General features: G+C 65.4%; 25 protein-coding genes and 1 pseudogene. 14 read left to right on the forward strand and 12 right to left on the reverse strand.

The genetic code is table 11. The annotated features are described in order from the left end of the window. Nucleotides 1-41: 41 nt before the first annotated feature. A complete protein-coding gene (locus AB3G45_RS00255) occupies nt 42-419 on the forward strand; it encodes a hypothetical protein (protein WP_367828973.1) in 378 nt (125 codons plus the stop codon). Further along, on the forward strand, nt 305-568 hold the full coding sequence (locus AB3G45_RS00260; RefSeq protein ID WP_367828675.1) for a hypothetical protein: 264 nt from the start codon (nt 305-307) through the stop codon (nt 566-568). Before AB3G45_RS00255 ends, AB3G45_RS00260 begins: the two co-directional genes overlap by 115 nt. Here AB3G45_RS00260 and AB3G45_RS00265 read toward each other — a convergent pair. Beyond that, the gene (locus AB3G45_RS00265; RefSeq protein WP_367828676.1) at nt 534-1,946 is read right to left on the reverse strand and encodes an aspartate aminotransferase family protein; all 1,413 of its coding nucleotides are present in this window, start codon (nt 1,944-1,946) and stop codon (nt 534-536) included. The genes AB3G45_RS00260 and AB3G45_RS00265 overlap by 35 nt on opposite strands. An 88-nt stretch (nt 1,947-2,034) precedes the next feature. Here AB3G45_RS00265 and AB3G45_RS00270 point away from each other — a divergent pair, with 88 nt between their 5' ends. The 7 genes from AB3G45_RS00270 (at nt 2,035) to AB3G45_RS00300 (ending at nt 7,355) form a co-directional block, all read left to right on the forward strand. Continuing rightward, a complete protein-coding gene (locus AB3G45_RS00270; protein WP_367828974.1) occupies nt 2,035-2,496 on the forward strand; it encodes a hypothetical protein in 462 nt (153 codons plus the stop codon). Nucleotides 2,497-2,764: 268 nt separating this feature from the next. After that, nucleotides 2,765-2,920, forward strand: coding sequence for a periplasmic nitrate reductase, NapE protein (gene napE / locus AB3G45_RS00275; protein WP_367828952.1), 156 nt, complete (start codon nt 2,765-2,767; stop codon nt 2,918-2,920). Nucleotides 2,921-2,930: 10 nt separating this feature from the next. Then, nucleotides 2,931-3,431, forward strand: coding sequence for a ferredoxin-type protein NapF (napF, locus tag AB3G45_RS00280; RefSeq protein ID WP_367828677.1), 501 nt, complete (start codon nt 2,931-2,933; stop codon nt 3,429-3,431). After that, entirely contained in the window at nt 3,424-3,708 is a 285-nt protein-coding gene (locus AB3G45_RS00285; RefSeq protein WP_367828678.1) for a chaperone NapD, read from the forward strand. Before napF ends, AB3G45_RS00285 begins: the two co-directional genes overlap by 8 nt. Continuing rightward, a complete protein-coding gene (gene napA, locus AB3G45_RS00290; protein WP_367828679.1) occupies nt 3,683-6,187 on the forward strand; it encodes a periplasmic nitrate reductase subunit alpha in 2,505 nt (834 codons plus the stop codon). Before AB3G45_RS00285 ends, napA begins: the two co-directional genes overlap by 26 nt. Then, nucleotides 6,157-6,648, forward strand: coding sequence for a nitrate reductase cytochrome c-type subunit (locus AB3G45_RS00295; protein WP_367828680.1), 492 nt, complete (start codon nt 6,157-6,159; stop codon nt 6,646-6,648). Before napA ends, AB3G45_RS00295 begins: the two co-directional genes overlap by 31 nt. Nucleotides 6,649-6,650: 2 nt before the next feature. After that, nucleotides 6,651-7,355, forward strand: coding sequence for a cytochrome c3 family protein (locus tag AB3G45_RS00300; protein WP_367828953.1), 705 nt, complete (start codon nt 6,651-6,653; stop codon nt 7,353-7,355). A 22-nt stretch (nt 7,356-7,377) separates the two neighbouring features. Here AB3G45_RS00300 and AB3G45_RS00305 read toward each other — a convergent pair whose 3' ends face one another. From AB3G45_RS00305 to AB3G45_RS00335, 7 genes are all read right to left on the reverse strand, one after another. Then, complete coding sequence (locus AB3G45_RS00305; RefSeq protein WP_367828954.1) at nt 7,378-8,094, reverse strand: FadR/GntR family transcriptional regulator; 717 nt, start codon at nt 8,092-8,094, stop codon at nt 7,378-7,380. A 78-nt stretch (nt 8,095-8,172) separates the two neighbouring features. Further along, entirely contained in the window at nt 8,173-9,141 is a 969-nt protein-coding gene (yjfF, locus tag AB3G45_RS00310; RefSeq protein WP_367828681.1) for a galactofuranose ABC transporter, permease protein YjfF, read from the reverse strand. Then, a complete protein-coding gene (locus AB3G45_RS00315; protein ID WP_367828682.1) occupies nt 9,138-10,163 on the reverse strand; it encodes an ABC transporter permease in 1,026 nt (341 codons plus the stop codon). The genes yjfF and AB3G45_RS00315 overlap by 4 nt, the downstream gene beginning before the upstream one ends. After that, on the reverse strand, nt 10,160-11,680 hold the full coding sequence (gene ytfR / locus AB3G45_RS00320) for a galactofuranose ABC transporter, ATP-binding protein YtfR (protein WP_367828683.1): 1,521 nt from the start codon (nt 11,678-11,680) through the stop codon (nt 10,160-10,162). Before ytfR ends, AB3G45_RS00315 begins: the two co-directional genes overlap by 4 nt. Before the next feature lie 108 nt (nt 11,681-11,788). Beyond that, nucleotides 11,789-12,751 carry a galactofuranose ABC transporter, galactofuranose-binding protein YtfQ gene (gene ytfQ / locus AB3G45_RS00325; RefSeq protein WP_367828684.1) on the reverse strand — a complete coding sequence of 321 codons (963 nt, stop codon included), beginning with the start codon at nt 12,749-12,751 and terminating at the stop codon, nt 11,789-11,791. A 244-nt stretch (nt 12,752-12,995) separates the two neighbouring features. Next, complete coding sequence (locus tag AB3G45_RS00330) at nt 12,996-14,024, reverse strand: Ldh family oxidoreductase (protein WP_367828685.1); 1,029 nt, start codon at nt 14,022-14,024, stop codon at nt 12,996-12,998. Between the two features lie 3 nt (nt 14,025-14,027). Beyond that, nucleotides 14,028-15,722, reverse strand: a complete 1,695-nt coding sequence (locus tag AB3G45_RS00335; protein WP_367828686.1) for an aconitase X — start codon at nt 15,720-15,722, stop codon at nt 14,028-14,030. Nucleotides 15,723-15,907: 185 nt separating this feature from the next. On the opposite strand from AB3G45_RS00335, the gene AB3G45_RS00340 reads away from it, so the two are divergent. After that, the gene (locus tag AB3G45_RS00340; protein WP_367828687.1) at nt 15,908-16,588 is read left to right on the forward strand and encodes a GntR family transcriptional regulator; all 681 of its coding nucleotides are present in this window, start codon (nt 15,908-15,910) and stop codon (nt 16,586-16,588) included. Nucleotides 16,589-16,773: 185 nt separating this feature from the next. Next, the gene (locus tag AB3G45_RS00345; RefSeq protein ID WP_367828688.1) at nt 16,774-17,775 is read left to right on the forward strand and encodes an IS30 family transposase; all 1,002 of its coding nucleotides are present in this window, start codon (nt 16,774-16,776) and stop codon (nt 17,773-17,775) included. 157 nt (nt 17,776-17,932) lie between these two features. On the opposite strand, the gene AB3G45_RS00350 is transcribed toward AB3G45_RS00345, so the two are convergent. Then, nucleotides 17,933-18,547, reverse strand: a complete 615-nt coding sequence (locus tag AB3G45_RS00350) for a hypothetical protein (protein ID WP_367828689.1) — start codon at nt 18,545-18,547, stop codon at nt 17,933-17,935. A 68-nt stretch (nt 18,548-18,615) separates the two neighbouring features. Beyond that, nucleotides 18,616-18,923 (reverse strand): annotated as a pseudogene (locus AB3G45_RS00355) (LysR family transcriptional regulator); the annotation flags it as partial. Between the two features lie 127 nt (nt 18,924-19,050). Here AB3G45_RS00355 and AB3G45_RS00360 point away from each other — a divergent pair. Then, on the forward strand, nt 19,051-19,530 hold the full coding sequence (locus tag AB3G45_RS00360) for a carboxymuconolactone decarboxylase family protein (RefSeq protein ID WP_367828690.1): 480 nt from the start codon (nt 19,051-19,053) through the stop codon (nt 19,528-19,530). Nucleotides 19,531-19,556: 26 nt separating this feature from the next. After that, nucleotides 19,557-19,973 carry a cupin domain-containing protein gene (locus tag AB3G45_RS00365; RefSeq protein ID WP_367828691.1) on the forward strand — a complete coding sequence of 139 codons (417 nt, stop codon included), beginning with the start codon at nt 19,557-19,559 and terminating at the stop codon, nt 19,971-19,973. A gap of 82 nt (nt 19,974-20,055) precedes the next feature. Here the strand turns inward: AB3G45_RS00365 and AB3G45_RS00370 are convergent, their stop codons facing one another. Together AB3G45_RS00370 and AB3G45_RS00375 are read right to left on the reverse strand one after the other, a co-directional pair. After that, nucleotides 20,056-20,544, reverse strand: a complete 489-nt coding sequence (locus tag AB3G45_RS00370; protein WP_367828692.1) for an Rrf2 family transcriptional regulator — start codon at nt 20,542-20,544, stop codon at nt 20,056-20,058. Nucleotides 20,545-20,606: 62 nt separating this feature from the next. Then, nucleotides 20,607-21,518 (reverse strand): LysR family transcriptional regulator, encoded by a 912-nt coding sequence (locus AB3G45_RS00375; protein ID WP_367828693.1) that lies wholly within the window; start codon nt 21,516-21,518, stop codon nt 20,607-20,609. A gap of 175 nt (nt 21,519-21,693) precedes the next feature. Here AB3G45_RS00375 and AB3G45_RS00380 point away from each other — a divergent pair, with 175 nt between their 5' ends. Beyond that, complete coding sequence (locus tag AB3G45_RS00380) at nt 21,694-22,794, forward strand: Bug family tripartite tricarboxylate transporter substrate binding protein (protein WP_367828694.1); 1,101 nt, start codon at nt 21,694-21,696, stop codon at nt 22,792-22,794. Nucleotides 22,795-22,906: the final 112 nt, after the last annotated feature.

Genomic DNA, 22,906 nt, shown 5'->3' on the forward strand with positions numbered 1-22,906 from the left:
GGGGTGGCGCCCCGGCGCCACCCGTCTTTAGAGGGAAGCCTGTGCAGGAAAAGATCGAGGCGCTCCGCAACCTTGCCGTCGCTCCGCAGGCGCTGTTCATAAACGGCCTCCGGCAGGACCCGGTAGAGGGCGCGGTGCTGGCTGTGGTCTCGCCCATCGACGGGCGTAGGCTGACGACCATCGCAGATGCCGGCGCCGAAGATATCGACCAGGCGCCGAAGGCCGAGCCCGGCAGCGCCGCCGGCACGTTCCGCTACTATGGCGAGGCGATCGACAAGGTCTATGGCGAGATCGCGCCGGCGTCATGCATGTCAACACCTGTGGCGGGGCCGACGGCACCGTGCCGCTCGGTGGCGTGCGCCAGTCCGGCAACGGGCACGACAAGTCCCTGCACGCGCTGGACAAATATCTCGACCTGAAGACGGCCTGGATCCAGCTCAAGAGCATTTCCAGCCGAAGCGAGATCGCTTCGGCGTCGGGTAATGCGGTAAAAACAAGAATCGAGAGCATTTCCGGAGTTCGCCGGAAATGCTCTAGCTGCCTTCCAGCGCGCGGGCGATTTGCGTGATGACGGTGAAGGCGGTGTCCGCGTCGTCGCGAGTCATTTCGAACTGGCCAGCCTGGAAGCGGATGGCGATGTGGCCGTCGACGCGGGTCTGCGTCAGGTAGATGCGGCCGTCGTCGTTGATGGCATTGACGAGGGCGATGTTGTGCCGGTCGGCCTCCGTGCCGCCCTTGTGGCGGAAGGAGAAGAGCGAGAGCACCGGTTCGCTGACGATCTCGAAATCCGGTTCGCCGGCAAGCCGCCCGGCAAGTTTCCTCGACCAGGCGACGTGGTTGCGGATCATCTTGCGCAGGCCCTCAAGGCCGTGATAGCGCAGCAGGAACCAGAGCTTCAGTGCGCGGAAGCGGCGGCCGAGCGGCACGGACCATTCGGAATAGTTGATGATGCCGTCATGGCCGTGGGTCTTCAGGTATTCCGGCTGGATGGCCAGCGTGCGCACCTGGTCCTCGGGGCTGCGGATGAACTGCACGGAGCAGTCGAAATTGGCGCCGAGCCATTTGTGCGGGTTGAAGACGACGGAATCGGCCGCCTCGATGCCCTTCCAGAGGGTGCGGAATTCCGGGCAGATCATCGCCGAGCCCGCCCAGGCGGCATCGACATGGAGATAGAGCCCGTGCGCCCTGGCGATGCCGGCGACGGCGCCGATCGGGTCGCAGGCGCCGATGGAGGTGCCGCCGGTGCAGGCGATCACGCCGGCCGGGATGTGGCCGGCGGCAAGGTCCGCGCGGATCGCGGCGTCGAGCGCCTGCGGGTCCATGCCGTTGAGCGGGCCGCTGGTGGGGATGCGCACAAGGTTCGCCTCGCCGATGCCGGAAATCCAGATCGCCCGGTCGATGGAGGTATGCACCTGCTTCGACGCATAGACGCGCACCGCCGCGTGCGTCGCCAGCCCGTCGCTGTTGCCCTTCCAGCCGAGCGCCTTCTCGCGCATGACCAGCACGGCGGCGAGCGTCGCGGTGGAGGCGGAATCCTGGATGACGCCGGAAAAGCCCTCCGGCAGGCCGAGCGCCTGGCGCAGCCAGTCGACGACCCGCGTTTCAAGCTCGGTGGCGGCCGGCGACGTCTGCCAGAGCATGCACTGCGCGGCGACGGAGGTGACGAGATAGTCCGCGATCACCGATACCGGCGCGGCATTGGCGGGGAAATAGGCGAAGAAGCGCGGATGCTGCCAATGGGTGAGGCCATCGGGAACGATGCGCTCGAAATCCGCGAAGATCGCCTCCATCGTCTCGCCGTCTTCCGGGGCAGTGGCGGCGATCTGGCGGGCGATATCGCCCGGCTTCGTCTGTGCCCGAACCGGCCGGTCGCGCAGGCCTGCGCGGTAGTCGGCGCCCCAGTCGGCGACGGTGTGCGACCATCGGCGGAAGTCTTCGTTGTCCATGTCCTGCTCCTTGTCTGGCCTTCGCATTTCTCGGCGCTCGCCGGCCGATTTGCAATGCCTCTCCGACTCTCGGGGAAAATCCACGGCGATGTCGGTTCATTATGCAAACCTATATTTCAAATGGGGCGGCCTTGCCGTCCTGGTCGATGCCAGCGTGCTCGGCGATCCGCCCTGCCGGCCCGATCATTCAAAGCGCGACATCGCCGCCGCGGCCGGCGCCACCATGGAGGCGATCACCGGAAACGGCGACGAGAACACCGCCATGGCGCTGATGGCCAGAGGTGCGGCAGCGCTGGTGGGCCGGCTTTCGGACGCGGGGGACGTCAGGCGCCAACGTCATCCTCTCGCCGCCGCTCGTCATCACGGCGGCCGATGTGCGCAAGATCGTCTCGGCACTGGATGCGGGCCTGTCGGCCGCCGCGCGGACATGGGCGAGGAAGGACGTCGCCTTTGCGCGGCCGGGCTTCTTCCGGGGGGCACGGCAATCACCCGTGGTGGAGTATCCACCGAGATCGGGCACCCGACACGGTGGCCTGCGATCGATGAATAGTTTCATCGGAAGATGATCGATCTCTAATATTTCTTTCCCGCCATCAGGATCAACTCCGCATTTTCCGCTTATTTTATGCGAATTTCTTCGAAGCGTTATATTTTTACGGATACGACCGCAATTGATATTGCGCAAATATATTCTTGAGTAAAATAGAAAAGTTTATTCCACTTTATTTTCAGTGAGGCAATGCTAGTATTGCCGCCATGATAGGTATCGGAGGACGTGTTGCTTGTCTGAGGTCGCCCCGGAACAACTGACGCCCCAAATGCCCGGATCCCGTCGGCGGCGGGAGCTCGTCACCTTCTTCATCCTTGCTTTCGGCATTTGGCCGATTGTCGCGGTCGGTGTCGTCGGCGGCTATGGTTTCCTCGTCTGGATGTTCCAGATCCTCTATGGCCCGCCGGGCCCGCCCGGGCATTGAGGGCAAGGCCATGACGCAGCAAGCTCTTTCCCGGCGGCATTTCCTCGGCGGCGGCAGGCGCGGCGCGGTCGCCCGCATTCGCCCGCCCGGCATCGCGCAGGACGCCCTTGCCGCCTGCACGGGGTGCGGGCAATGCGTCGAGCACTGTCCGACCGGCGTGATCGCCCTCGTCGACGGTCTGCCCGCGCTCGATTTCGCGGCGGCGGAATGCACTTTCTGCGGCGCCTGCGCGCAAAACTGTCCCGAGCCGGTGTTCGCCGATGGCGCCGCCGGCCGCTTCGATCATGTCGTCGCCATCGCGTCGTCCTGCCTGCCGTTCCGCGGCGTCGACTGCCAGGCCTGCCGTGACGCCTGTCCGGCGGAGGCGATCCGCTTTCGCCCGGTGCGCGGCGGCCCCTTCGTGCCCGAGCTTGCGGCCGAGGCCTGCACCGGCTGCGGCGCCTGCATCTCCGTCTGTCCGGTTGGCGCGGTCACCGCCGCGCCGCGCAGCCTGGAGGCCGCCCATGCCTGAGGCGCGCCGCCATCACATTTCAAGCGCCGTCGTCGCCGTCAGGCCCGGCTATGTCGAGGGCGTGCTCGACGTCCTTGCCGGCCTTGCCAATGTCGAGGTGCACGGCTGCGACAAGGGCAAGATCGTTGTCGTCATCGAGGGGCCGTCGACCGGCGTGCTCGGGGATACGCTGATGCGCATCTCCGTCCTCGACGGCGTGATCGCGGCGAACATGGTTTTCGAACATGTCGAATTGGAAGAGGACGAGGTGCATGGGCAGCGAACTGACGCGGCGTGACATCCTGAAGGCCCAGGCGGCGGGCGTCGCGGCGGCGGCGGCGGGCATCGCGCTTCCCGCTGCCGCCCAGCCGGTTCCCGGCGGGGTGAGCGCGCTGGAGATCAAATGGGACAAGGCGCCCTGCCGCTTCTGCGGCACGGGCTGCGGCGTCATGGTGGGCGTCAAGGAAGGCAAGGTCGTCGCCACGCACGGCGACATGCAGGCCGAGGTCAATCGCGGCCTCAACTGCATCAAGGGCTACTTCCTGTCGAAGATCATGTACGGCTCCGACCGCCTGACGACCCCGCTCCTGCGCAAGCGGGACGGCGCCTATGCCAAGGACGGCGACTTCGAGCCGGTGACCTGGGAAGAGGCCTTCGACGTGATGGCCGAGCAGGCCAAGAAGGTCCTGAAGGAGAAGGGGCCGACGGCACTGGGCATGTTCGGCTCCGGCCAGTGGACGATCTTCGAGGGCTATGCCGCGACCAAGCTGATGCGCGCCGGCTTCCGCTCGAACAATCTCGATCCGAACGCCCGCCACTGCATGGCCTCGGCCGCCGTCGCCTTCATGCGCACCTTCGGCATGGACGAGCCGATGGGCTGCTACGACGATTTCGAGCATGCCGACGCCTTCGTGCTGTGGGGCTCGAACATGGCGGAGATGCACCCGATCCTGTGGACGCGCATCGCCGACCGGCGGCTCGGCAACGAGCATGTGCGCGTGGCGGTGCTCTCCACCTTCACCCATCGCAGCATGGACCTCGCCGACATCCCGATGGTCTTCAAGCCGGGCACGGACCTGGTGATCCTCAACTACATCGCCAACCATATCATCCAGTCCGGCCGGGTGAACGAGGACTTCGTGCGCAATCACACGAAGTTCGTGCGCGGCGTCACCGATATCGGCTACGGCCTCAGGCCGGACGACCCGGTCGAGGTGAAGGCGGCCAACTCCGCCGATCCGGGCAAGACGGAGCCGATGGACTACGAGGCCTTCAAGGCGTTCGTGGCGGAATACACGCTGGAAAAGGCGGTGGAGATGACCGGCGTGGAGGCCGGCTTCCTCAAGCAGCTCGCCGAGCTTTACGCGGACCCGGACCGCAAGGTCATGTCGCTCTGGACCATGGGTTTCAACCAGCATGTGCGCGGCGTCTGGGCCAACCAGATGGTCTACAATCTCCATCTCCTGACCGGCAAGATCTCCGAGCCCGGCAACAGCCCCTTCTCGCTGACCGGCCAGCCTTCGGCCTGCGGCACGGCGCGCGAGGTCGGCACCTTCGCCCACCGCCTGCCGGCCGATATGGTGGTGACGAACCCGGAACACCGCAAGCATGCCGAGGAAATCTGGCGTATTCCCCACGGCATCATCCCCGAAAAGCCCGGCTATCATGCTGTCCAGCAGGACCGCATGCTTCGGGACGGCAAGCTCAATTTCTACTGGGTACAGGTCAACAACAACGTCCAGGCCGGCCCCAACACCTCGAACGAGACCTACAGGGGCTATCGCAACCCGGAGAACTTCATCGTCGTGTCGGATGCATACCCGACGATCACGGCGATGAGCGCGGACCTCATCCTTCCGGCCGCCATGTGGGTGGAGAAGGAAGGCGCCTACGGCAATGCCGAGCGGCGCACCCATGTCTGGCACCAGCTTGTGCAGGCGCCGGGCGAGGCGCGGTCCGATCTCTGGCAGCTGGTCGAGTTCTCCAAGCGCTTCACCACGGACGAGGTCTGGCCGGCGGAAATCCTCGCCGCCAACCCGGCCTACAAGGGCAAGACGCTCTACCAGGTGCTGTTCGCCGAGAGCGACGTGGCGAAGTTCCCCGTCAGCGAGATCAGCGCCGACCATGCCAACAACGAGGCGCAGCAGTTCGGCTTCTACATCCAGAAGGGATTGTTCGAGGAATATGCCGCCTTCGGCCGCGGCCATGGTCACGACCTTGCGCCCTACGACACCTATCACGAGGTGCGCGGCCTGCGCTGGCCGGTGGTCGACGGCAAGGAGACGCTCTGGCGCTACCGCGAGGGGTACGACCCCTATGTGAAGCCCGGCGAAGGGGTGAGGTTCTACGGCAACAAGGACGGCAAGGCGGCGATCATCGCCGTGCCCTACGAGCCGCCGGCCGAATCCCCCGATGACGAATACGACACCTGGCTCGTCACCGGCCGCGTGCTGGAGCACTGGCATTCCGGCTCGATGACCATGCGCGTGCCCGAGCTCTTCAAGGCCTTTCCCGGTGCGCGCTGCTTCATGAATGCGGACGACGCGCGCAAGCGCGGCCTCAACCAGGGCTCGGAGATCCGCATCATTTCCCGGCGCGGCGAGATCCGCTCGCGCGTCGAGACGCGCGGGCGCAACCGCATGCCGCCGGGCGTGATCTTCGTGCCGTGGTTCGATGCCAGCCAGCTCATCAACAAGGTCACGCTCGACGCCACCGATCCCATCTCGAAACAGACGGATTTCAAGAAATGCGCAGTCAAGATCGAACCCGTCGCCTGACCCTTTCCAGAGGCTGGATCCTGGCTGCGCTCAGCGCAGCCGTCATCGCCACCAGCGCCATGGCGCAGATGGTGCCGCAATTGTCCGGCCCGGATGGCGACAAGATGCAGGAGGTGCCGGCCGATCCGTTGCCGAAATGGGTCGTCGACGACATCCGCCGCATGCGCGCCTATCCGGAACAGCCGCCGGTCATTCCGCACTCGATCGACGGCTACCAGCTGTCGGTCAATGCCAACCGCTGTCTTTCCTGCCACAAGCGCGAGTTCTCGCAGGATGCCGGCGCGCCGATGATCAGCATCACGCACTACATGACGCGTGAGGGCCAGATGCTCGCCGACGTCTCCCCACGGCGCTATTTCTGCACCGCCTGCCATGTGCCGCAGGCCGACAGGAAACCGCTCGTCGACAACACGTTCAAGGACATGAGCGACATGGGCGTCACCAAGGCGGGAAGCGAGTGATGGTGGCGCGCATCAAGGCACTCATCGTTTGGGTCTGGACCGTGCTGACGACGCCGGCGGCGACGCTCAGCCTCGCCTTCCTGACGCTCGGCGGCTTCGTCGGCGGCGTCATGTTCTGGGGCGCCTTCAACACCGCGCTGGAACTGACGAACACCGAGAAATTCTGCACCTCGTGCCACGAGATGCGGGACAACGTCTACCAGGAGCTGACCAACACGGTGCACTTCACCAACCGCTCCGGCGTGCGCGCCTCCTGTCCGGATTGCCATGTGCCGCACGAATGGACCGACAAGATCGCCCGCAAGATGCAGGCCTCGAAGGAGGTCTGGGGCAAGATCTTCGGCACGATCAACACCCGCGAAAAGTTCCTCGACCATCGGCTGGAGCTTGCCCAGCACGAATGGGCGCGGCTGAAGGCGAACGACAGCCTGGAATGCCGCAACTGCCATTCGGCCGTGGCGATGGACTTTACCAAGCAGACCCAGCGCGCGGCCGATATCCACGCGAAGTTCCTCCTTCCCGGCAAGGCGACCTGCATCGACTGCCACAAGGGCATCGCGCACGAGCTGCCCAACATGGAAGGCGTCGATCCGGGCTGGAAGATGCCGCGGGAACTTGAGGGCGAGCAGCTTCCGGCGGCGTCCAACGGGGCGATCGAGGACCTGCGCAAGGCGGTGGCAAGCGCCCATGGGGCGATGACGTTCTAGCTCCGGGGTTTGAGCGCTACGGCTACTTCTGCACCAGCGTATCCGTCAGGCGGCTGCGGCCGACGCGGATGACCGCCTCCATGGCGCGCCGGGCGCCGTCCTCGTCGCGCCGGCGGATTTCCTCGACGATGCGCATGTGGCTTGCGGCGACGTCGCCGATCTTGATCTGGTCTGCAGCGGGCGAGGAGAGCTTGAAAATGCCGGCCAGCGCTGCCTCGATGAGGCTGCCCACCGTGCGCATGAAGGGGTTGCGCGCGGCATCGATCACGCTGAGATGGAAGCGGAGGTCGGCGAGCGCCAGGGTTTCCGGCGTGTGGGCCGGATCGCCCATGGCGACGGCGAGCAGCATCATCTGGTTGATGTCGGCCTCGCTCGCGTGACGGGCGGCAAGGGCGGCGGCCTGCGGCTCGAAGCCGAGGCGGATCTCGCTCAGATGGACGAGGAACTGCTCGTCCACGCCGACGGCGAAATGCCAGGTGAGTATGTCGCTGTCGAAGAGGTTCCACTGGGTCTTCGCGGTGATGCGCGTGCCGATGCGCGCGCGCGGCACGACCAGCCCCTTGGCCGCCAGTGTCTTCATCGCTTCGCGCAGCACGGTGCGGGACACGCCGAAGCGCGCTTCGAGTTCCGCATCGCCCGGCAGCGTAGCGCCGACCGCGAATTCACCGGCGACGATCGCCCTGCCGAGCTCACCCACGACCTGGGAATGGCTGGTGCGCGCCATGGGTCCGTTCATCATCGTTTCGATAAGGCCCTTCTTTCGCACCGGTGCGTCCTCGCCTAGCCGTCGATGTTTCGGAATCCGGTGGGACGCATGTCAGGCATGCCGCCTCCGCCGGTCCGTCACGAGGATCAGGCCCTTCTGGAGCAGGATGAAGGCGAAGAGCAGGAGGCCGATCAGGATCTTCGTCCACCAGCTCGACAGCGAGCCGTCGAAGGTGATGTAGGTCTGGATGAGACCCTGGATGAGGATGCCCACCAGCGTGCCGGCGACGAAGCCGGAACCGCCCGTCAGCAGCGTGCCGCCGATGACGACCGCGGCGATGGCGTCGAGTTCCACGCCGACGGTGGCGAGCGAATAGCCGGCGGAGGTGTAGAGCGAGAAGACGATGCCGGACAGGCCCGCGAGGAAGCCGGAGAGGGCGTAGATCAGCACCGTCGTGCGTCCGATCGGCACGCCCATCAGCCGCGCCGTCGCCGTGCCGCCGCCCAGCGCATAGATGTTGGCGCCGAAGCGGGTGCGGTGGGCGATCAGGATGCCGGCGCCGAAGACGAGCAGCATCAGGCCGCCGATCAGGGTGATGCGCCCGCCGCCGGGCAGCTTGTAATAGGCGCTCTTCAGCGTGGCGTAGAAGGGGTGCTTGATCGGGATGGAGTCGATCGACAGCACGAAGGCCATGCCGCGCGCCAGGAACATGCCGGCGAGCGTGACGATGAAGGGCGGCATTTCAAGGTGATGGATGATCGCGCCCATCAGTGCGCCGAAGGCCGTGGTGACGGCAAGCGCCAGCACGAAGGCGGCGAGCGGGTGGATGGACGTCGATTGCAGCAGCACGGCGAGAAGGACGCCGGTGAAGGCGATGACCGCGCCGATCGACAGGTCGATGCCGCCTGACAGGATCACGAAGGTCATGCCGACCGCCGCGATGCCGAGGAAGGCGTTATCCGTCAATAGGTTGCCGATCACCCGCGTCGACAGCATGTTCGGATACTGCGCGATGCAGACGGCATAGGCGATGAGGAAGATCGCGATCGTGGCGGTGAGGGGAAGATAACGCGGGTTCATTTCGTCTCCTCGCCCGTCTTGCTTGCCGCCGCCTGCGGGCGGGAGAGGAAGACGAAGGCCGATCGCGCACGCGGCGACTGGATGACCAGGATCAGCACGATGATCGCCGCCTTGATGATCAGGTTGAATTCGGGCGGGAAGCCGGACAGCAGGATGCCAGTGTTGATCGACTGGATGATGAGCGCGCCGAGCAGCGAGGCGGCGATGGAAAAGCGCCCGCCAAGCAGCGACGTGCCGCCGACGACCACGGCGAGGATCGCGTCGAGCTCCAGCCACAGGCCGGCATTGTTGGCATCCGCGCCGCGGATGTCGGCGGCGGCGATGATGCCGGCGAGCGCGGCGCACAGGCCCGAGAGCACATAGGCGGCGATCAGCAGCACCCCGGTGGAGACGCCCGACAGCATGGACGCGCGCCGGTTGATGCCGAGCGCCTCGATGAGCATGCCGAGCGCCGTGCGCCGCACGATGAGCGCCACGACGAGGCCGAAGACGAGCCAGATGACCACCGGCATGGGCAGGCCGAAGAGCGAGCCGCTGCCGAGGAAGATGAGGCCGGCATCGTTGAAGGTGAGGATCGCGCCCTCGGTGATGAGCTGGGCGATGCCGCGGCCGGCGACCATCAGCACCAGCGTGGCGATGATCGGCTGGATATCGAGCACGGCGACGAGGAAGCCGTTCCACAGGCCGCACAAGAGGCCGGTGCCGATGGTGACGACGAGGGTCATCGCCAGGCCGTAGCCGGCGGTGATGCAGGCGGCGGCGACCGCCCCGCAGATCGCCATGACGGCGCCGACCGACAGGTCGATGCCCTTGGTGGCGATGACCACGGTCATGCCGATCGCCAGCAGCGCCACCGGCGCCCCGCGGTTGAGGATGTCGATGAGGCTGCCGTAGAGCCGGCCATTCTGCATTTCGAGGCGGAAGAAGCCCGGAAAGGCGATGGACACCATCAGCAGGATCAGGGCGAGTGCCGCGATCTGCGGAAACAGCCTGGCGGCGTAGGTCTTCAGGGTTCCGCTCATGCGCCGCTCCTCCCCGCGGAGGCGGCGATCGCCTCGACGATGCCGTCCGTGGTGACCGCGCCGCCCGTCAGTTCGGCGACATGCGCCCGGTCGCGCAGCACGATGACGCGGCTGGAATAGGCGACCAGCTCTTCGAGTTCGGAGGAGATGACGATCAGCGACATGCCTTTCTCGCACAGGGATTCGATGAGGCGGATGATTTCCGCATGCGCACCGACATCGATGCCGCGCGTCGGTTCGTCGAGGATGAGGAAATCCGGATTGGTGGCGAGCCAGCGGGCGAGGATCGCCTTCTGCTGGTTGCCGCCGGAAAGCAGCTTGATCGGCTTCTCGCGGTCGCTCGTGCGGATGTCGAGCGCCTTGATGTACTGGTCCGCCAGCCGGTCCTGCTCGCCGCGGCTGATCGGCCGCGCCCAGCCGCGACGGGCCTGGAGGGCGAGCGCGATGTTCTCGCGTACCGAGAGGTCGCCGATGATGCCGTCGACCTTGCGGTCTTCCGGGCAGAAACCGAATTTCTCGCGGATGGCGGCGCGGGGGGAGGAGAGGTCGAGCGTCCGGCCGTTCCCCTCCGCCGTGCCGCTGTCGGCGCGCTCGGCGCCGAACAGGATCTCGGCCGTTTCCGTGCGGCCGGAGCCGAGCAGGCCGGCAATGCCGACGACCTCGCCCGCGCCGACATCGAGGTCGAACGGCTGGATATGGCCCTTGCGGCCGAAATTGCGGAAGCGGAAGCGCAGGGGGCCGGCCTCGGTCTTCGCGCCGTGCTCGGCTGCGACTTCCTGCACCAGTTCGCGCCCGAGCATCATGGCGATGAGGTCGCGGCGCGGCAGGTCGGCGGCCTCGCGCGTGCCGACGAGCTGGCCGTTGCGCAGCACGGTGATGCGGTCGGAGATCTCGTAGACCTGCTCGAGGAAGTGGGTGATGAAGACGATGCCGAGGCCGCGTTCCTTCAGCCGGCGCACGATGCGGAACAGCATCGCCACCTCGTGCGTGTCGAGGCTGGCGGTCGGCTCGTCAAGGATCAGTACCTTGCCCGACAGGTCGACCGCGCGGGCGATGGCGACCACCTGCTGCACGGCGACGGAATAGGCGGCAAGTTCGGCGGTGACGTCGATATCGAGGTCGTATTCGGCCAAGAGCGCCTTGGCCCGCCGGTTCATTTCGCGGGCGTCGACGAGGCCGAAGCGCTTCGGCTGGCGGCCGAGGAAGAGGTTTTCGGCGACCGTCAGGTTCGAAAGCAGGTTCACTTCCTGGTAGACGGTGCCGATGCCGAGGTTCTGGGCTTCCAGCGTGCTCTGCGGATCGGCGTCCGCGCCGTCCACGAGGATGCGCCCGCCGTCGCGGCGATAGGCCCCTGTGAGGCATTTGACGAGCGTCGACTTGCCGGCGCCGTTTTCACCCAGCAGCGCGTGCACCTCGCCGCGGCGCAGCGAAAAATCGACGCCGTTCAGCGCCCTGGCGCCCGGGAAGATCTTGTCGATCCCTGTTGCCGAAAGAATATAGGAACTGGCAGGCTGCATGGTCCCAACCCGGATGAGGATGGCCGCCCGCCGCCTCGTAGGGAGACGAACGGGCCTGGCGGAGGCCCCGCGCCGGCGACAGGCCGGACACGGGGCTCCAGGGTGAGATCAGTAGCCGAGGCCCTTCTTCTCTTCGTAGATCTTCGCCGGATCGTCAGCCTGGGTGTAGAGCTTGGATTCGGTCTGGATCCATTTCGGCGGCGCCTTGCCGTCCTTGCGGAAGGCGTCGAGGGCGTCGAAGGCCGGGCCTGCCATGTTCGGTGTCAGCTCGACCGTAGCATTGGCTTCGCCGGCGGCCATCGCCTGGAAGATATCCGGAACGGCGTCGATCGAGACGACGAGGATGTCGGTGCCCGGCTTCAGGCCGGCTTCCTTGATCGCCTGGATGGCGCCGACGGCCATGTCGTCGTTGTGGGCGTAGAGCGCGCAGATGTTCTTGCCGCCGTCTTCCGCCTTCAGGAAGCTTTCCATGACTTCCTTGCCCTTGGTGCGGGTGAAGTCGCCGGTCTGGCTGCGGACGATCTTCAGGTTGTCATGGCCGGCAAGGGCCTCTTCGAAGCCCTTCTTGCGGTCGATGGCCGGCGAGGAGCCGGTCGTGCCCTGAAGCTCGACGACGTTGCAAGGCTTGCCGGCGACCGTGTCGACCAGCCATTTGCCGGCGACATTGCCCTCATGCACCAGATCGGAGGTGACGGCGGTGAGGTAAAGGTCCTCGGGGGCGTCGACCGTGCGGTCGAGCAGGACGACCGGGATTTCCGCATCCTTGGCTTCCTGCAGCACCTCGTCCCAGCCGGTCGCCACGACCGGAGCGACGAGAATGGCGTCGACGCCCTGCGCGATGAAGGAGCGCAGCGCCTTGATCTGGTTTTCCTGCTTCTGCTGGGCATCGGCAAATTTCAGGTCGATGCCGCGCTGTTCGGCCTGCTGCTTGGTGAGCGTCGTCTCGGCGGCGCGCCAGCCGGATTCGGAACCGATCTGCGAGAAACCGACCGTCAGCTCGGCAGCGGATGCGGCGCTGAACATCGAGGCAGCAAGGATCGTGGCACTCGCGAGTGCAATTTTGAATTTCATGATGATCTCCCAAAGAAAGCTGCTCCTCAGCAGCGAGGATAAAACATCATATTGTATTACTATTGTAAACCATCAAATTCGCGGCGCCGGAATTTTCTTTTGGGCAAAGGCGCGCCGGGTGTCGGCCGTTCGACGATTTCGCCGAGCCGTTTCAATGGCTTGGATAGAAATGGAGATTTCGCCTGACGGTGGTTTTGTCGCTCGCCTCTCGCGCGAATGCCGCAAGGCCCTTACGACGCGCGGCCTATGTCGAGAAACCGGCCGGCTTGGCGCAGAGCGCTTCGATGCGGTCGATCAGGGAAGCGGGGACGGTGACGCCGCCGGTTCTTGTCCGCGACCTCGCCTCATGGCGGCGGTCGGAGGGGAGGCGCAAGCCGGCCTGCCGGCGCGCGTCGGCGAAGAAATCCTCCGCAGCCGCCTTCCAGTCGGAGGAGGGCGAGAGGGCGCGCGGGTCGAACGCCATGTAGAGCTGGCCGCCCGGCGGCGGCCCGCCATCCGTTATGCCGAGGTCCGCCACCTTCCGGCTGGTCATTTCGCCGATCATCGGGCCGGCGATCAGTTCGACCATCATGGACAGGGCCGATCCCTTGTAGCCGCCGAACGGCAGGAGAGCGCCGTCGAGGGCAAGGCCGGGGTCGGTCGTCGGGGCGCCGTCCTTCCCGATCGCCCAGCCTTCGGGAAGCGTCTCGCCCGCCTGCATCCGCAATTCGACCTCGCCTCTTGCGACGGCGCTCGTGGCGAAGTCGAAGATGTAGTGCCGGCCGTCCGCGCGCGGCCACCCGAAACCGATCGGGTTGGTGCCCATGAGGCGTTGCGCGCCGCCCCAGGGCGTGACGCTGCACTGCCCGACCACGAAGGTCCAGCAGACCAGGCCGGCCTCGACGAGAGGCTCCATATCGACCCAAAGGGCGGAGAAATGATGGCTGTTGCCAATCGCCATGGCCGCCATCCCGTTCGCCCTCGCCGCGGCGATCAGCGCCGGCCGCCCGGCCTCGGAGGCCAGCGGGGCGAAGCCGCGGTCGCCGTCAACCCGCATCAGGCTCGGCGTCATTGTCGTGACCGAGGGCCGCGCGGCGCCATTGGCGCGCCCGCTGCGCAAGGCGGCGACATAGCCGGGCAGGCGGTAGATGCCGTGCGATCGGCATTCGTCGGCCTCGGCCGCTTCAACGACCTTCGCGACGGCCTCCGCCTGTTGCGAAGATGCACCGTTTGCCAGCAGGACCCGGCGAGACAAGCTGCCGACCTCGTCCAGCGTCATGACGATATCTGCCATCTTTTACACCAGGGGACGGGGCGCGGAGGAGCCGGTCACGGCGGCCTTCACGCAATCGGCCAGGCTGCCCAGCCGGACCGTGCGGCCGGAAAGGCCGGGGCCGTAATGGGCATATTTGCCGGAATTCGTCAGAACCGCCTTCGTTTGCGTGGGAAACAACGGCTCGGAGATCGAGCACCAGCAGAGATCCGGCAGGACCTGGACGCCGGCGCCCCTCAGCAGGGCGAGCGTGCCGTCCTCTCTCGCCGTGCTGATGACATGGTGACCGGCGGTCACGATGACGGCGACGTCGGGCTTGCGCTTGCGACCGTCCAGCGCCGCCGTCAAAGCGGCGGCGAGTGCGCGACATTCCTCAAGGGAGGCATGGGGGCTGCCGATGGCGACAAGCTCGACGCTTTCGGGACCGCCGTTCAGCATATGCCAGGCCGCCTCCATCTCCGACCGCGAGATCGTTGCGGTCTCGGCATCTGGCGCGACCGATCCGCCGGCCTCCGGCGTCACGCCTTCGACATGGAGCATCGGTGCCGCCGATGTCGTTCCGAAGGCGGCGCAGAGCGCCTTGAGGTCGTCGCGCGAGGGGTTCAGGGGGGCAAGGCCCCGAAGCAGGGGAATGCAATCGGGCGCCTTCTTGCCGGCGAGATAGCCGATGAGCGGCCAGAAGGCATCGTCGATCCCGTCCGGCGCCTCGACCTCCAGCACGCGGCGCGGGCGCCGGTGCGCGTCGAGATAGACGCCGGCTTCCGGCGCGCGCGCCGTCAGGGCGATGCACAGGTCGAGGAAGTCCGGGTGCTTTGCGGTGCGCGCGCCCAGCACCGTATTGGCGAAGATCACGGCGTTGGATTCCGCCCAGGCGATGGCTTCGCCGCTCTTCGGCGCACTGTCCAGCAGGTAGGGAGAACAGGTGAAGGTCGGCCTGCATCCCATGCGGACATAGGCGTCGGCAAGCCGGGCGGCGGGGTCGCCGAAGGAGGCCGGGATGCCTTGCGCTTGCCAGTTCGCCCGGTCGACCGAGATGGCGTTCATCGTCGTTAGGATTTTGACCTCGGCCCCCATGTCGGCCATCTTCTCGGCGAAGGTGAGATTGGCCGGGCTTGCATAGATGCACCCGTCGATATGGCCCTGCGAGACGTCGATAAGGCGTGTCGCGCCCTGCTGTGCCGCCATCGCGCAGATGATGCGCATGGCCTGCTGCGCCGCGACGCCGCCGCTTCCCGCCAGCAGCGCGCGGTCCGCGTCCGTCAGTTCGAGCGAACCGGTCGCCGGAGGAAGAAGCGGCACCTCGATGCCGTCGCCCGAGATGGAGGAGGGGCTTATGGTCACCGTGCGTGCGGTCGACAGTGCCTTGAAGTCGGCGGCCGACAGGCGGACCACGGGAAGGCTCCTGCCGAACATCTCGACCGCGATGAGCGCGCCCAGCGTCAGCACGTCCTCCGGCTCGGAAAAGACCAGCGCCGCCGGCGCGCGGCCGGAGAGCACCATGTCCAGCAGCACGCCCGACCCGGTGCACGATCCCCGGCTCGACGGCATGAAGAGGATGCCGCCGGTCAGGCAGGTTCCGCTGAGGGGATGGTGCACGTCGATCACGCAGCCCGTCGCCGGATCGACGCCGCCCCAGAAGCTCAGCGCCTCATGCGTGTGGATGGCGGGGCCTGTGGCGGTTCCTGCCAGGATGACACGGGAGGGCAGGGTTGGGTTCATGGGATTTCCTCGAATGTCACGCGCTAGCGGGGAGCAGACGGACGCGGTGCCATCATGTCGATTTCTGATGTCAGGATTGTATAAAATATGCAATTGTGAATCGCAAGACTGGCCTGCCCGCCCGGCATTGAGGGAGGGGCGCGCTCACGCTATAGGCGGGTCAACGGAAATCCAGGATCTGCGGAATGGCCCCGGTCGGCAAAAGCCTCAAGCACAGGACGATGGCCTCCGCCGCGGCAGAGGAGATCCGCAACCGGATTTTCTCGGGCGGGTATCCCCCGGGACTTCAATTGAGGCAGGACGGCCTGGCGGCGGATCTCGGCATGAGCCGCATTCCGATCCGCGAGGCCCTGGTCCAGCTCGAAAGCGAAGGGCTCCTGAAGATCATGCCGCATCGCGGTGCCATCGTCGCGCAGTTGACGGTCGACGAGATCGAGGAACTGTTCAACATGCGGCTTCTTTTGGAGCCGTTCCTTTTCAAGCGATCGGCGCCGCATCTGACCGGCGAGGATTTCGATGCCCTGCATGTCGTGCTGGATCGTTATGCGAGGTCGATCGACGAATTCGATATCGACGTATGGAACGAGATCAATACCGAGTTCCATCTTCTGCTCTATCGCCACGGCAACAGCCCGCGCATCGCCCTGACGGTGCAGAACCTGCTGGTCGAATGCGACCGGCACACCCGGCTTCAACTCGCGAACATCAGAGGCGACCGGGAGCGAGCCGTCGCCGAACATGCCGAACTGTTGCGCCTTTGCGAGCGAGGGGCGTTCGAGCGCGGGGCGCAGTTGATGTACCGGCACATCGACCATATTCGCGAAGGCCTGGTCGCGCTCCTGCGCGGCACGCCGGCCGCGCGGTGAAGCCCGGCAGGACATTTGCGAACGGGATGATCCTTGAAAGGGCAACCGGCCGGTGGCCAGAAAGACCCACCTACGGAAAATGTTCCATAAGACAGATTATGTGACAATTACGTGTAGCCGGGTACATTCTATTTCCAAGTGCGACATGCCATTAATTTCAATGGCTTCACTTCGGAGATTTTGGCATGTCCAGATGCTATACACAAATCACCCTCGCTGACCGGCGACGCCTACATCAGCTGGTGGCGGCAAAAGTTCCCGTCAACGAGATGGCCCGTCAGCTTGGCCGTCACCGCTCGACGATTTACCGCGAGATCAAGCGCAATACGTTTCGTGATCGCGAACTGCCGGACTACGACGGCTACTACAGCACGGTTGCTCACGATATCTCCAAGGAGCGGCGACGCCGGCTGAGAAAGCTTCGGCGCCACCCGAATTTACGCTCGGAGATCATCAACCAGTTGGAGGCACGCTGGTCTCCAGAGCAGATCGCCGGGCGGCTGTTGTTGGAGAGGCTCAGTCTTGTTCGCGTTTGCAAAGAGACAATCTATCGCTTCATCTACAGCAAGGAAGATTATGGGCTAGGCCTCTATCAGTATTTACCGGAAGCGCGCCGCAAACGTCGTCCACTGCGCTCCAGGAAGCCGCGCGACGGTGCGTTCCCAGCCACGCATCGCATATCCCAACGTCCTGATTTTATTGGAGATAGATCGCAGTTTGGGCATTGGGAGGGCGACCTCCTCATCTTTGAACGCCCACTCGGACATGCCAATGTCACGTCCCTTGTGGAGCGCCGAAGCCGCTATACAGTTCTCATCAAGAATCCGAGCCGGCACTCACGCCCGATCATGGACAAGATCATCAGAGCGTTTTCTCCTTTACCGGCGTTCGCGCGTCAAAGCTTCACATTTGATCGCGGTACCGAGTTTGCCGGATTCAGGGCTTTGGAAGAAGGGATCGGTGCGCGTAGCTGGTTCTGCGACCCGAGTGCACCGTGGCAAAAAGGGACAGTCGAGAATACCAACAAGCGCATTCGCCGTTTCATGCCAGGCGCTACAGATCTGGCAGCCGTGTCACAACACGACCTGATCCAACTCACACGTCATCTCAACGACCAACCCCGTAAATGCCTCGGCTACAAGACACCAGCCGAGGTGTTCATGGCGCATTTGCAGGATGAGGCGTGATCCCCTACCCTGCAAAATGGGTATGATGCACTTGGATTAGCTTCTCCACCGCAAAGTTAGAATGTCCTGTTTCTGCAAAGTTGGAATGTCACACTCCCCAGGTCTGAACAATGCCTGGGAGATTGCGGATGGGATTGATTGCGATGATGCGGTGCGTTCAATCGATCGAAGGATGGAAGATGGGCCGGTAGCCGGCGTGGAGCGTCATGATCGTGGAGGGTGGCGTCAGGAGGGCCTCGGCGCGGTCGAGGCGGTGCGGCGGGGCATAGCCTTCGGCGGTCCAGCGGTGGGCGAGGCCCGCGCGAAGGGTGAAGGCCTGCCCGCTGGCGGCAATGATGGCCCCGTCGGGAAGCGCGGCCAAGGGGCCGGTGATGGGGTGAAGGCGCTTGTGGCGGCGATCCAGGCGTTCCGCGTGCAGGGTCGCATCCATCGCGCCGGCTGAAGGCGGCGCCGTGTTCTTCGCCGCGGCCCAACAGGTCCGGAAGCGCTGTGCAGCCTCCCTTCTGCAGAAGAAGCAGGGGCGGTGGCCGGCGGCAAGGGCGACCGCCTCGTCGAGGAAGAACAGCTCGGTCCAACTCCGTCCCCCCATCACCGACCGGCGGCGGCCCCCGAAGTCGCAGAGGCAGATCAGCCAGGCCCTGGACGCCCAGCGTTTCGGGAGCAGGGTTCTTGTCGCCGGATCATGGATGATGCCGCGATTGCCGGTGAAGAGGCCGCGCTGCGGGAGCGCAACGATCTCGCCGAAGGGCGTGACACGGTTTTGGAGAGGCATGGGACTTTTCCGGCTCGAGCGACGGCCCGCATCCTATCTCCGAAGGGCCGCGCCGTCTCCCCTCCCGTAAGGCCGAGCGGCGCCGGCACAGAGAGCCTCGCCTTGCCGGAGGCCCTTCCCCCCTCCTGGCCGGGGTCGCCGAGTTCCTCGGCCGCCTCCAGAATCCGCCGGGCCATGGGATCACCCGCTCCCCTTCCGCCGTCAGGGCCAGCGCCGTGGTCGTGCGGTGGAGAAGCCGCGCGTTCAGCCGGGCTTCCAGCGCGGACACCTGCCGGGAGACGGCAGGCTGCGTCAGGTCGAGATCGAGGGCCGCCGCGGAAAACGACGAGGTTTCCGCTACACGCAGGAATGTCCGCAGCGCCGACACGATATCCATGGCCCTCATACCCTTCGGCATAAGCGTTATGCGCGAAGCTTATGCAGTTTCGGCTTTACAGTCCAGCAATTAAGGATATTAAATATCCATAAGGATAAATAGTGTCCTTAATTATCGGAGCACCGACATGACCCAGCGACTGAACTACGCCCAGCAATCCCCGGAATTCTTCAGGAAGCTCTCCGAGCTCAGCATGGCGCTGAAGGACAGCGTCATCGAGCAGAAGATCCGCGATCTCGTGAACCTGCGCGCCTCGCAGATGAACGGCTGCGCCTTCTGTGTCGACATGCATGTGAAGGAAGCGAGAATCCACGGCGAGAGCGAACTGCGTCTCCACCACGTCGCCATCTGGCGCGAATCGAACCTCTTCATACCCCGCGAGCGCGCCGCCCTTGCCTGGACCGAGGCGCTGACCCGGCTGCCGGAAGGCGGCATTCCCGACGACCTCTACGAGCGGGTGCGCGGCCAGCTCTCCGAGAAGGAAATCTCAGACCTCACCTTCTCGGTCATGACGATCAACGCCTGGAACCGCGTCAGCATCGCGTTCCGGTCCGTCCCGGGTTCCGCCGACAAGGCCTACGGCCTCGACAAGGCCGGCCTCAACTGATCGCGCCGCAAAGGGAGACCGTATCCATGACCAGACCCCTCCTCCTTGCCGCCGCCCTTGCCGCGACGGTCCTGACCGCCGTCCCCGGCGTGTCCCTTGCGGGCGACGCCTCGAAGGTGACGCTCGTCTATGAGCATGAATTGCCCAATGTCCCTGGCAAGAGCATCCGCGGCGTGCTTGTCGAATATCCGCCCGGCGGTTCTTCCGAGGGGCACACCCATCCCTCCTCGGCGTTCATCTACGCGACCGTCCTGGAAGGGGCGATCCGCAGCCAGGTCAATGACGGCCCGGTCAAGGTCTATCGTGCCGGGGAGAACTTCTCCGAAATGCCGGGCGACCGGCACGGCGTCAGCGCGAACGACAGCCAGACGGAGCCCGCCCGGTTGCTTGCGGTGTTCGTCGTCGACACGGACGAGACGGAACTCGTCTATCCGCTGAAGTGACGACAGGCGGCCGGGTGGGGCACCCGGCCCGGCCTTCCCTCACGACGCCACGGGCCGGCCCCGGCCCGTGGCGGGATGGCCCTCACCCCGCCCGCTTGAGGACCCATTCGGACGTGCTCCGCAACAGGGCCGGCGGAATGTCCTTTTCCAGCGTTCCCAGAAGGTCGGCCAGGCTGACGGCGCGAAGCCGCGCCCGCCAGGCTTCGTCCGCATCCCACATGATGCGGGCGATCGCACAGGGTCCCGTGTCGCAGAAGCCCTCCGGCCGGCAGGGATTGTTGGCGCGGATATTGTTGCAGGCGAAGGTGCGTTCCTTTCCCTCGACGGCCTCCACCACATCCAGGAAGCTGATATCGGCCGGGCGGAGGGCTAGGCGGTAACCGCCGCTCGGGCCGAGCGTCGATTCGACGAGCTTCGCCTGCGACAGGCCTTGCAATGCCTTGGACAGGTATTCCTTCGGCAGGCCGTGGAGTTCGGCGAGCGCCTTGGTGGAGAGATAGCGCCCGCTCGGAAGTCCGGCGAGAATGGCGCAGCAATGCAGCGCCCATTCGACTTGGCTCTTGAGGATCATCGAACCCGTTCCTGTAATACGGATAAAATATATCCGTATTATCGGTGCTTGTAAACGTGATCTCAGTCGTCGGCGCCGGCGCCCTGCCAGGTGCCGACCAGCATGCGCCGGAAATGCTCGGCGGCGGGCGAGAGCGTGGCGGCGCGGCGGCGCACGATGCCGATCGTGCGGGAAATCCGCGGTGCGCCCAGCGGCCGCGTGACGATGATCGGGTGGTCGGGCCCGGGGGTCGCGGTGCGCGGCAGAACGGAGATGCCGAGGCCCGCCTCCACCAGGCCGAGCGACGTCGACAGGTGCGTCACCTCATAGGACCAGCGCAGCTCGATATTGGCGCGCGCCAGCGCCGCGTCCAGCATGGTGCGGTTGCCGCTGGAGCGGTGCACGGTGATCAGCCGGTAGGGCGCAAGGTCCGTCCAGCCGATTTCCTGCAATTCCGCCAGCGGATGGTCGCGCCGCGCGGCCAGCACGAACGGGTCCTCGGCGATCCGGTCGAAGAGGAGGTCGGGATCCGACGTTCCCATGAAGTTGATGCCGAACTCCACCTCCCCGCGCGAGACGGCCTGGAGGCCCTCGGTCGCCGTCAGGTCGAGGATGCGGAAGCGGATATCGGGATATTCCTGGTTGAACTGCTTGATCACGGTCGGCAGGAAATAGAAGGCTGCCGTCGGCAGGCAGGCGATCGTCACCAGCTCGCTGCGCCGCAGCCGCCGGTCGCGGGCGGCAAAGAGAGAGCCGTCGAACTCCTCCAGCATGCGCTGCACGAGCGGCATCAGTTCGAGGCCGAGCGCCGTCGGGGAGACGTGGCGGGTGGTGCGCTCGAGCAGCGGGGCGCCGATGGAGGCTTCCAGCTTCTGGATGCGGCGGCTGAGCGCGGGCTGCGACAGGTTGAGGGCTTCCGCCGCTCGGTGGAAGCTCTCCAGCTCCACCACGCCGAGAAAGGCACGCAGGTCGAGGATTTCGCAATTAATGCGCATGACACATCATTGGTCCAAAATTTTGCACTTAACATAATAATTGCGGTGACGCATATCTTTCAAGGAGAAAGAAAGGATGATGTCGGGCCGGGGACGATGATGGGCTTGGCGTTTCCAACTTTCATGTGTACCTTTGTATACATTTGAACGCATTGCCATCGTGGGAGGAAAAAACATGGCTGATTTTACGCGTCGTCAACTGCTGGCCGCCGGCTCCGCCGCCGCGGCCGTGGGGCTTATGGGAGTGCGCCCCGCCTTTTCGCAGGCATCCGTCGATTTCGCCGGCAAGACGATCGAATGGTGGATGCCCTTCTCCGAAGGCGGCGGCTCGGATGTCTGGGCCCGCTTCTTCGCACCGTACCTGTCGAAATATCTGCCGGGCAACCCCAACGTCATCGTGCGCAACGTGCCGGGCGGTGGATCGATCACCGGTTCGAACGAGTTCGTCGCCCGTGCGCGGCCGGATGGGCTCGCCATCCTGGGCACGTCCGGCTCCACGCAGTTCCCGTTCCTGCTGGGCGATCCGCGCGTGCGCTACGACTATGCCAAGCTGATCCCCGTGCTCGTCTCGCCGACCGGCGGCGTCTGTTACCTGCCCGCCAAGTTCGAGGTCAAATCGGCCGCCGATCTCGGCAAGCTCAAGGACCAGGAACTGATCTACGGCAGCCAGGGCGCGACCTCGCTCGACCTCGTGCCGATGCTCGCCTTCCGCCTGCTCGGCCTCAATGTCCGCCATGTCTTCGGCATGCAGGGACGCGGCGACGGGCGGCTTGCCTTCGAGCGCGGCGAGGCGACGATCGACTACCAGACCTCGTCCGCCTACCTCACCAACGTCACGCCGCTCGTCGAGGCTGGCACGGCCGTGCCGATCTTCTCCTGGGGCGTCCTCGACGCCAACGGGGATGTCGCGCGCGATCCGACCTTCCCCGACCTGCCGCACTTCGTCGAAGCCTATGAGATGATGCACGGCAAGAAGCCGTCCGGCGTGGAATACGATGCCTATCTTGCATTCTTCGGCTCCGGCTTTGCGGCCCAGAAGCCCTGCATGCTGCCGGAAGGCACCTCCGCGGATATCGTGGCGACCTACCGCAAGGCCTTTTCCGACGCTGTGGCCGACCCCGAACTGCAGAAGGCCAAGGCCGACGTTCTCGGCGACTATGAGCAGGCCGTCGGCGCCGACATCGAGAAGCTCTACGCCGTGGCGACGTCGATCAAGCCCGAAGCGCGCGAATGGGTGCGCAACTTCCTGACGACGGAATACCAGGTCAAGCTCTGACCGCGGGCGCTCCCCGCCGCCGAAAGGCGGCGGGCACGCTTTCCCGACGCCGAAGGGCGCGAACATTCACCTGCCGACACTGACGAGGCCGGAGCACCCGCGCCGTCTCGCA

It is taken from the genome of Shinella sp. S4-D37 (genome assembly GCF_040812195.1).
In the GTDB taxonomy this organism is placed as follows: Bacteria; Pseudomonadota; Alphaproteobacteria; order Rhizobiales; family Rhizobiaceae; genus Shinella.

What these genes read in the sequence shown, in the direction of transcription:
- AB3G45_RS00260 (WP_367828675.1), top strand. Translation starts at nt 305, where the DNA reads ATGCATGTCAACACCTGTGGCGGGGCCGACGGCACCGTGCCGCTCGGT.
- AB3G45_RS00265 (WP_367828676.1), bottom strand. Translation starts at nt 1,946, where the DNA reads ATGGACAACGAAGACTTCCGCCGATGGTCGCACACCGTCGCCGACTGG.
- AB3G45_RS00270 (WP_367828974.1), top strand. Translation starts at nt 2,035, where the DNA reads ATGTCGGTTCATTATGCAAACCTATATTTCAAATGGGGCGGCCTTGCC.
- napE (WP_367828952.1), top strand. Translation starts at nt 2,765, where the DNA reads ATGCCCGGATCCCGTCGGCGGCGGGAGCTCGTCACCTTCTTCATCCTT.
- napF (WP_367828677.1), top strand. Translation starts at nt 2,931, where the DNA reads ATGACGCAGCAAGCTCTTTCCCGGCGGCATTTCCTCGGCGGCGGCAGG.
- AB3G45_RS00285 (WP_367828678.1), top strand. Translation starts at nt 3,424, where the DNA reads ATGCCTGAGGCGCGCCGCCATCACATTTCAAGCGCCGTCGTCGCCGTC.
- napA (WP_367828679.1), top strand. Translation starts at nt 3,683, where the DNA reads ATGGGCAGCGAACTGACGCGGCGTGACATCCTGAAGGCCCAGGCGGCG.
- AB3G45_RS00295 (WP_367828680.1), top strand. Translation starts at nt 6,157, where the DNA reads ATGCGCAGTCAAGATCGAACCCGTCGCCTGACCCTTTCCAGAGGCTGG.
- AB3G45_RS00305 (WP_367828954.1), bottom strand. Translation starts at nt 8,094, where the DNA reads ATGATGAACGGACCCATGGCGCGCACCAGCCATTCCCAGGTCGTGGGT.
- yjfF (WP_367828681.1), bottom strand. Translation starts at nt 9,141, where the DNA reads ATGAACCCGCGTTATCTTCCCCTCACCGCCACGATCGCGATCTTCCTC.
- AB3G45_RS00315 (WP_367828682.1), bottom strand. Translation starts at nt 10,163, where the DNA reads ATGAGCGGAACCCTGAAGACCTACGCCGCCAGGCTGTTTCCGCAGATC.
- ytfR (WP_367828683.1), bottom strand. Translation starts at nt 11,680, where the DNA reads ATGCAGCCTGCCAGTTCCTATATTCTTTCGGCAACAGGGATCGACAAG.
- ytfQ (WP_367828684.1), bottom strand. Translation starts at nt 12,751, where the DNA reads ATGAAATTCAAAATTGCACTCGCGAGTGCCACGATCCTTGCTGCCTCG.
- AB3G45_RS00330 (WP_367828685.1), bottom strand. Translation starts at nt 14,024, where the DNA reads ATGGCAGATATCGTCATGACGCTGGACGAGGTCGGCAGCTTGTCTCGC.
- AB3G45_RS00335 (WP_367828686.1), bottom strand. Translation starts at nt 15,722, where the DNA reads ATGAACCCAACCCTGCCCTCCCGTGTCATCCTGGCAGGAACCGCCACA.
- AB3G45_RS00340 (WP_367828687.1), top strand. Translation starts at nt 15,908, where the DNA reads ATGGCCCCGGTCGGCAAAAGCCTCAAGCACAGGACGATGGCCTCCGCC.
- AB3G45_RS00345 (WP_367828688.1), top strand. Translation starts at nt 16,774, where the DNA reads ATGTCCAGATGCTATACACAAATCACCCTCGCTGACCGGCGACGCCTA.
- AB3G45_RS00350 (WP_367828689.1), bottom strand. Translation starts at nt 18,547, where the DNA reads ATGCCTCTCCAAAACCGTGTCACGCCCTTCGGCGAGATCGTTGCGCTC.
- AB3G45_RS00360 (WP_367828690.1), top strand. Translation starts at nt 19,051, where the DNA reads ATGACCCAGCGACTGAACTACGCCCAGCAATCCCCGGAATTCTTCAGG.
- AB3G45_RS00365 (WP_367828691.1), top strand. Translation starts at nt 19,557, where the DNA reads ATGACCAGACCCCTCCTCCTTGCCGCCGCCCTTGCCGCGACGGTCCTG.
- AB3G45_RS00370 (WP_367828692.1), bottom strand. Translation starts at nt 20,544, where the DNA reads ATGATCCTCAAGAGCCAAGTCGAATGGGCGCTGCATTGCTGCGCCATT.
- AB3G45_RS00375 (WP_367828693.1), bottom strand. Translation starts at nt 21,518, where the DNA reads ATGCGCATTAATTGCGAAATCCTCGACCTGCGTGCCTTTCTCGGCGTG.
- AB3G45_RS00380 (WP_367828694.1), top strand. Translation starts at nt 21,694, where the DNA reads ATGGCTGATTTTACGCGTCGTCAACTGCTGGCCGCCGGCTCCGCCGCC.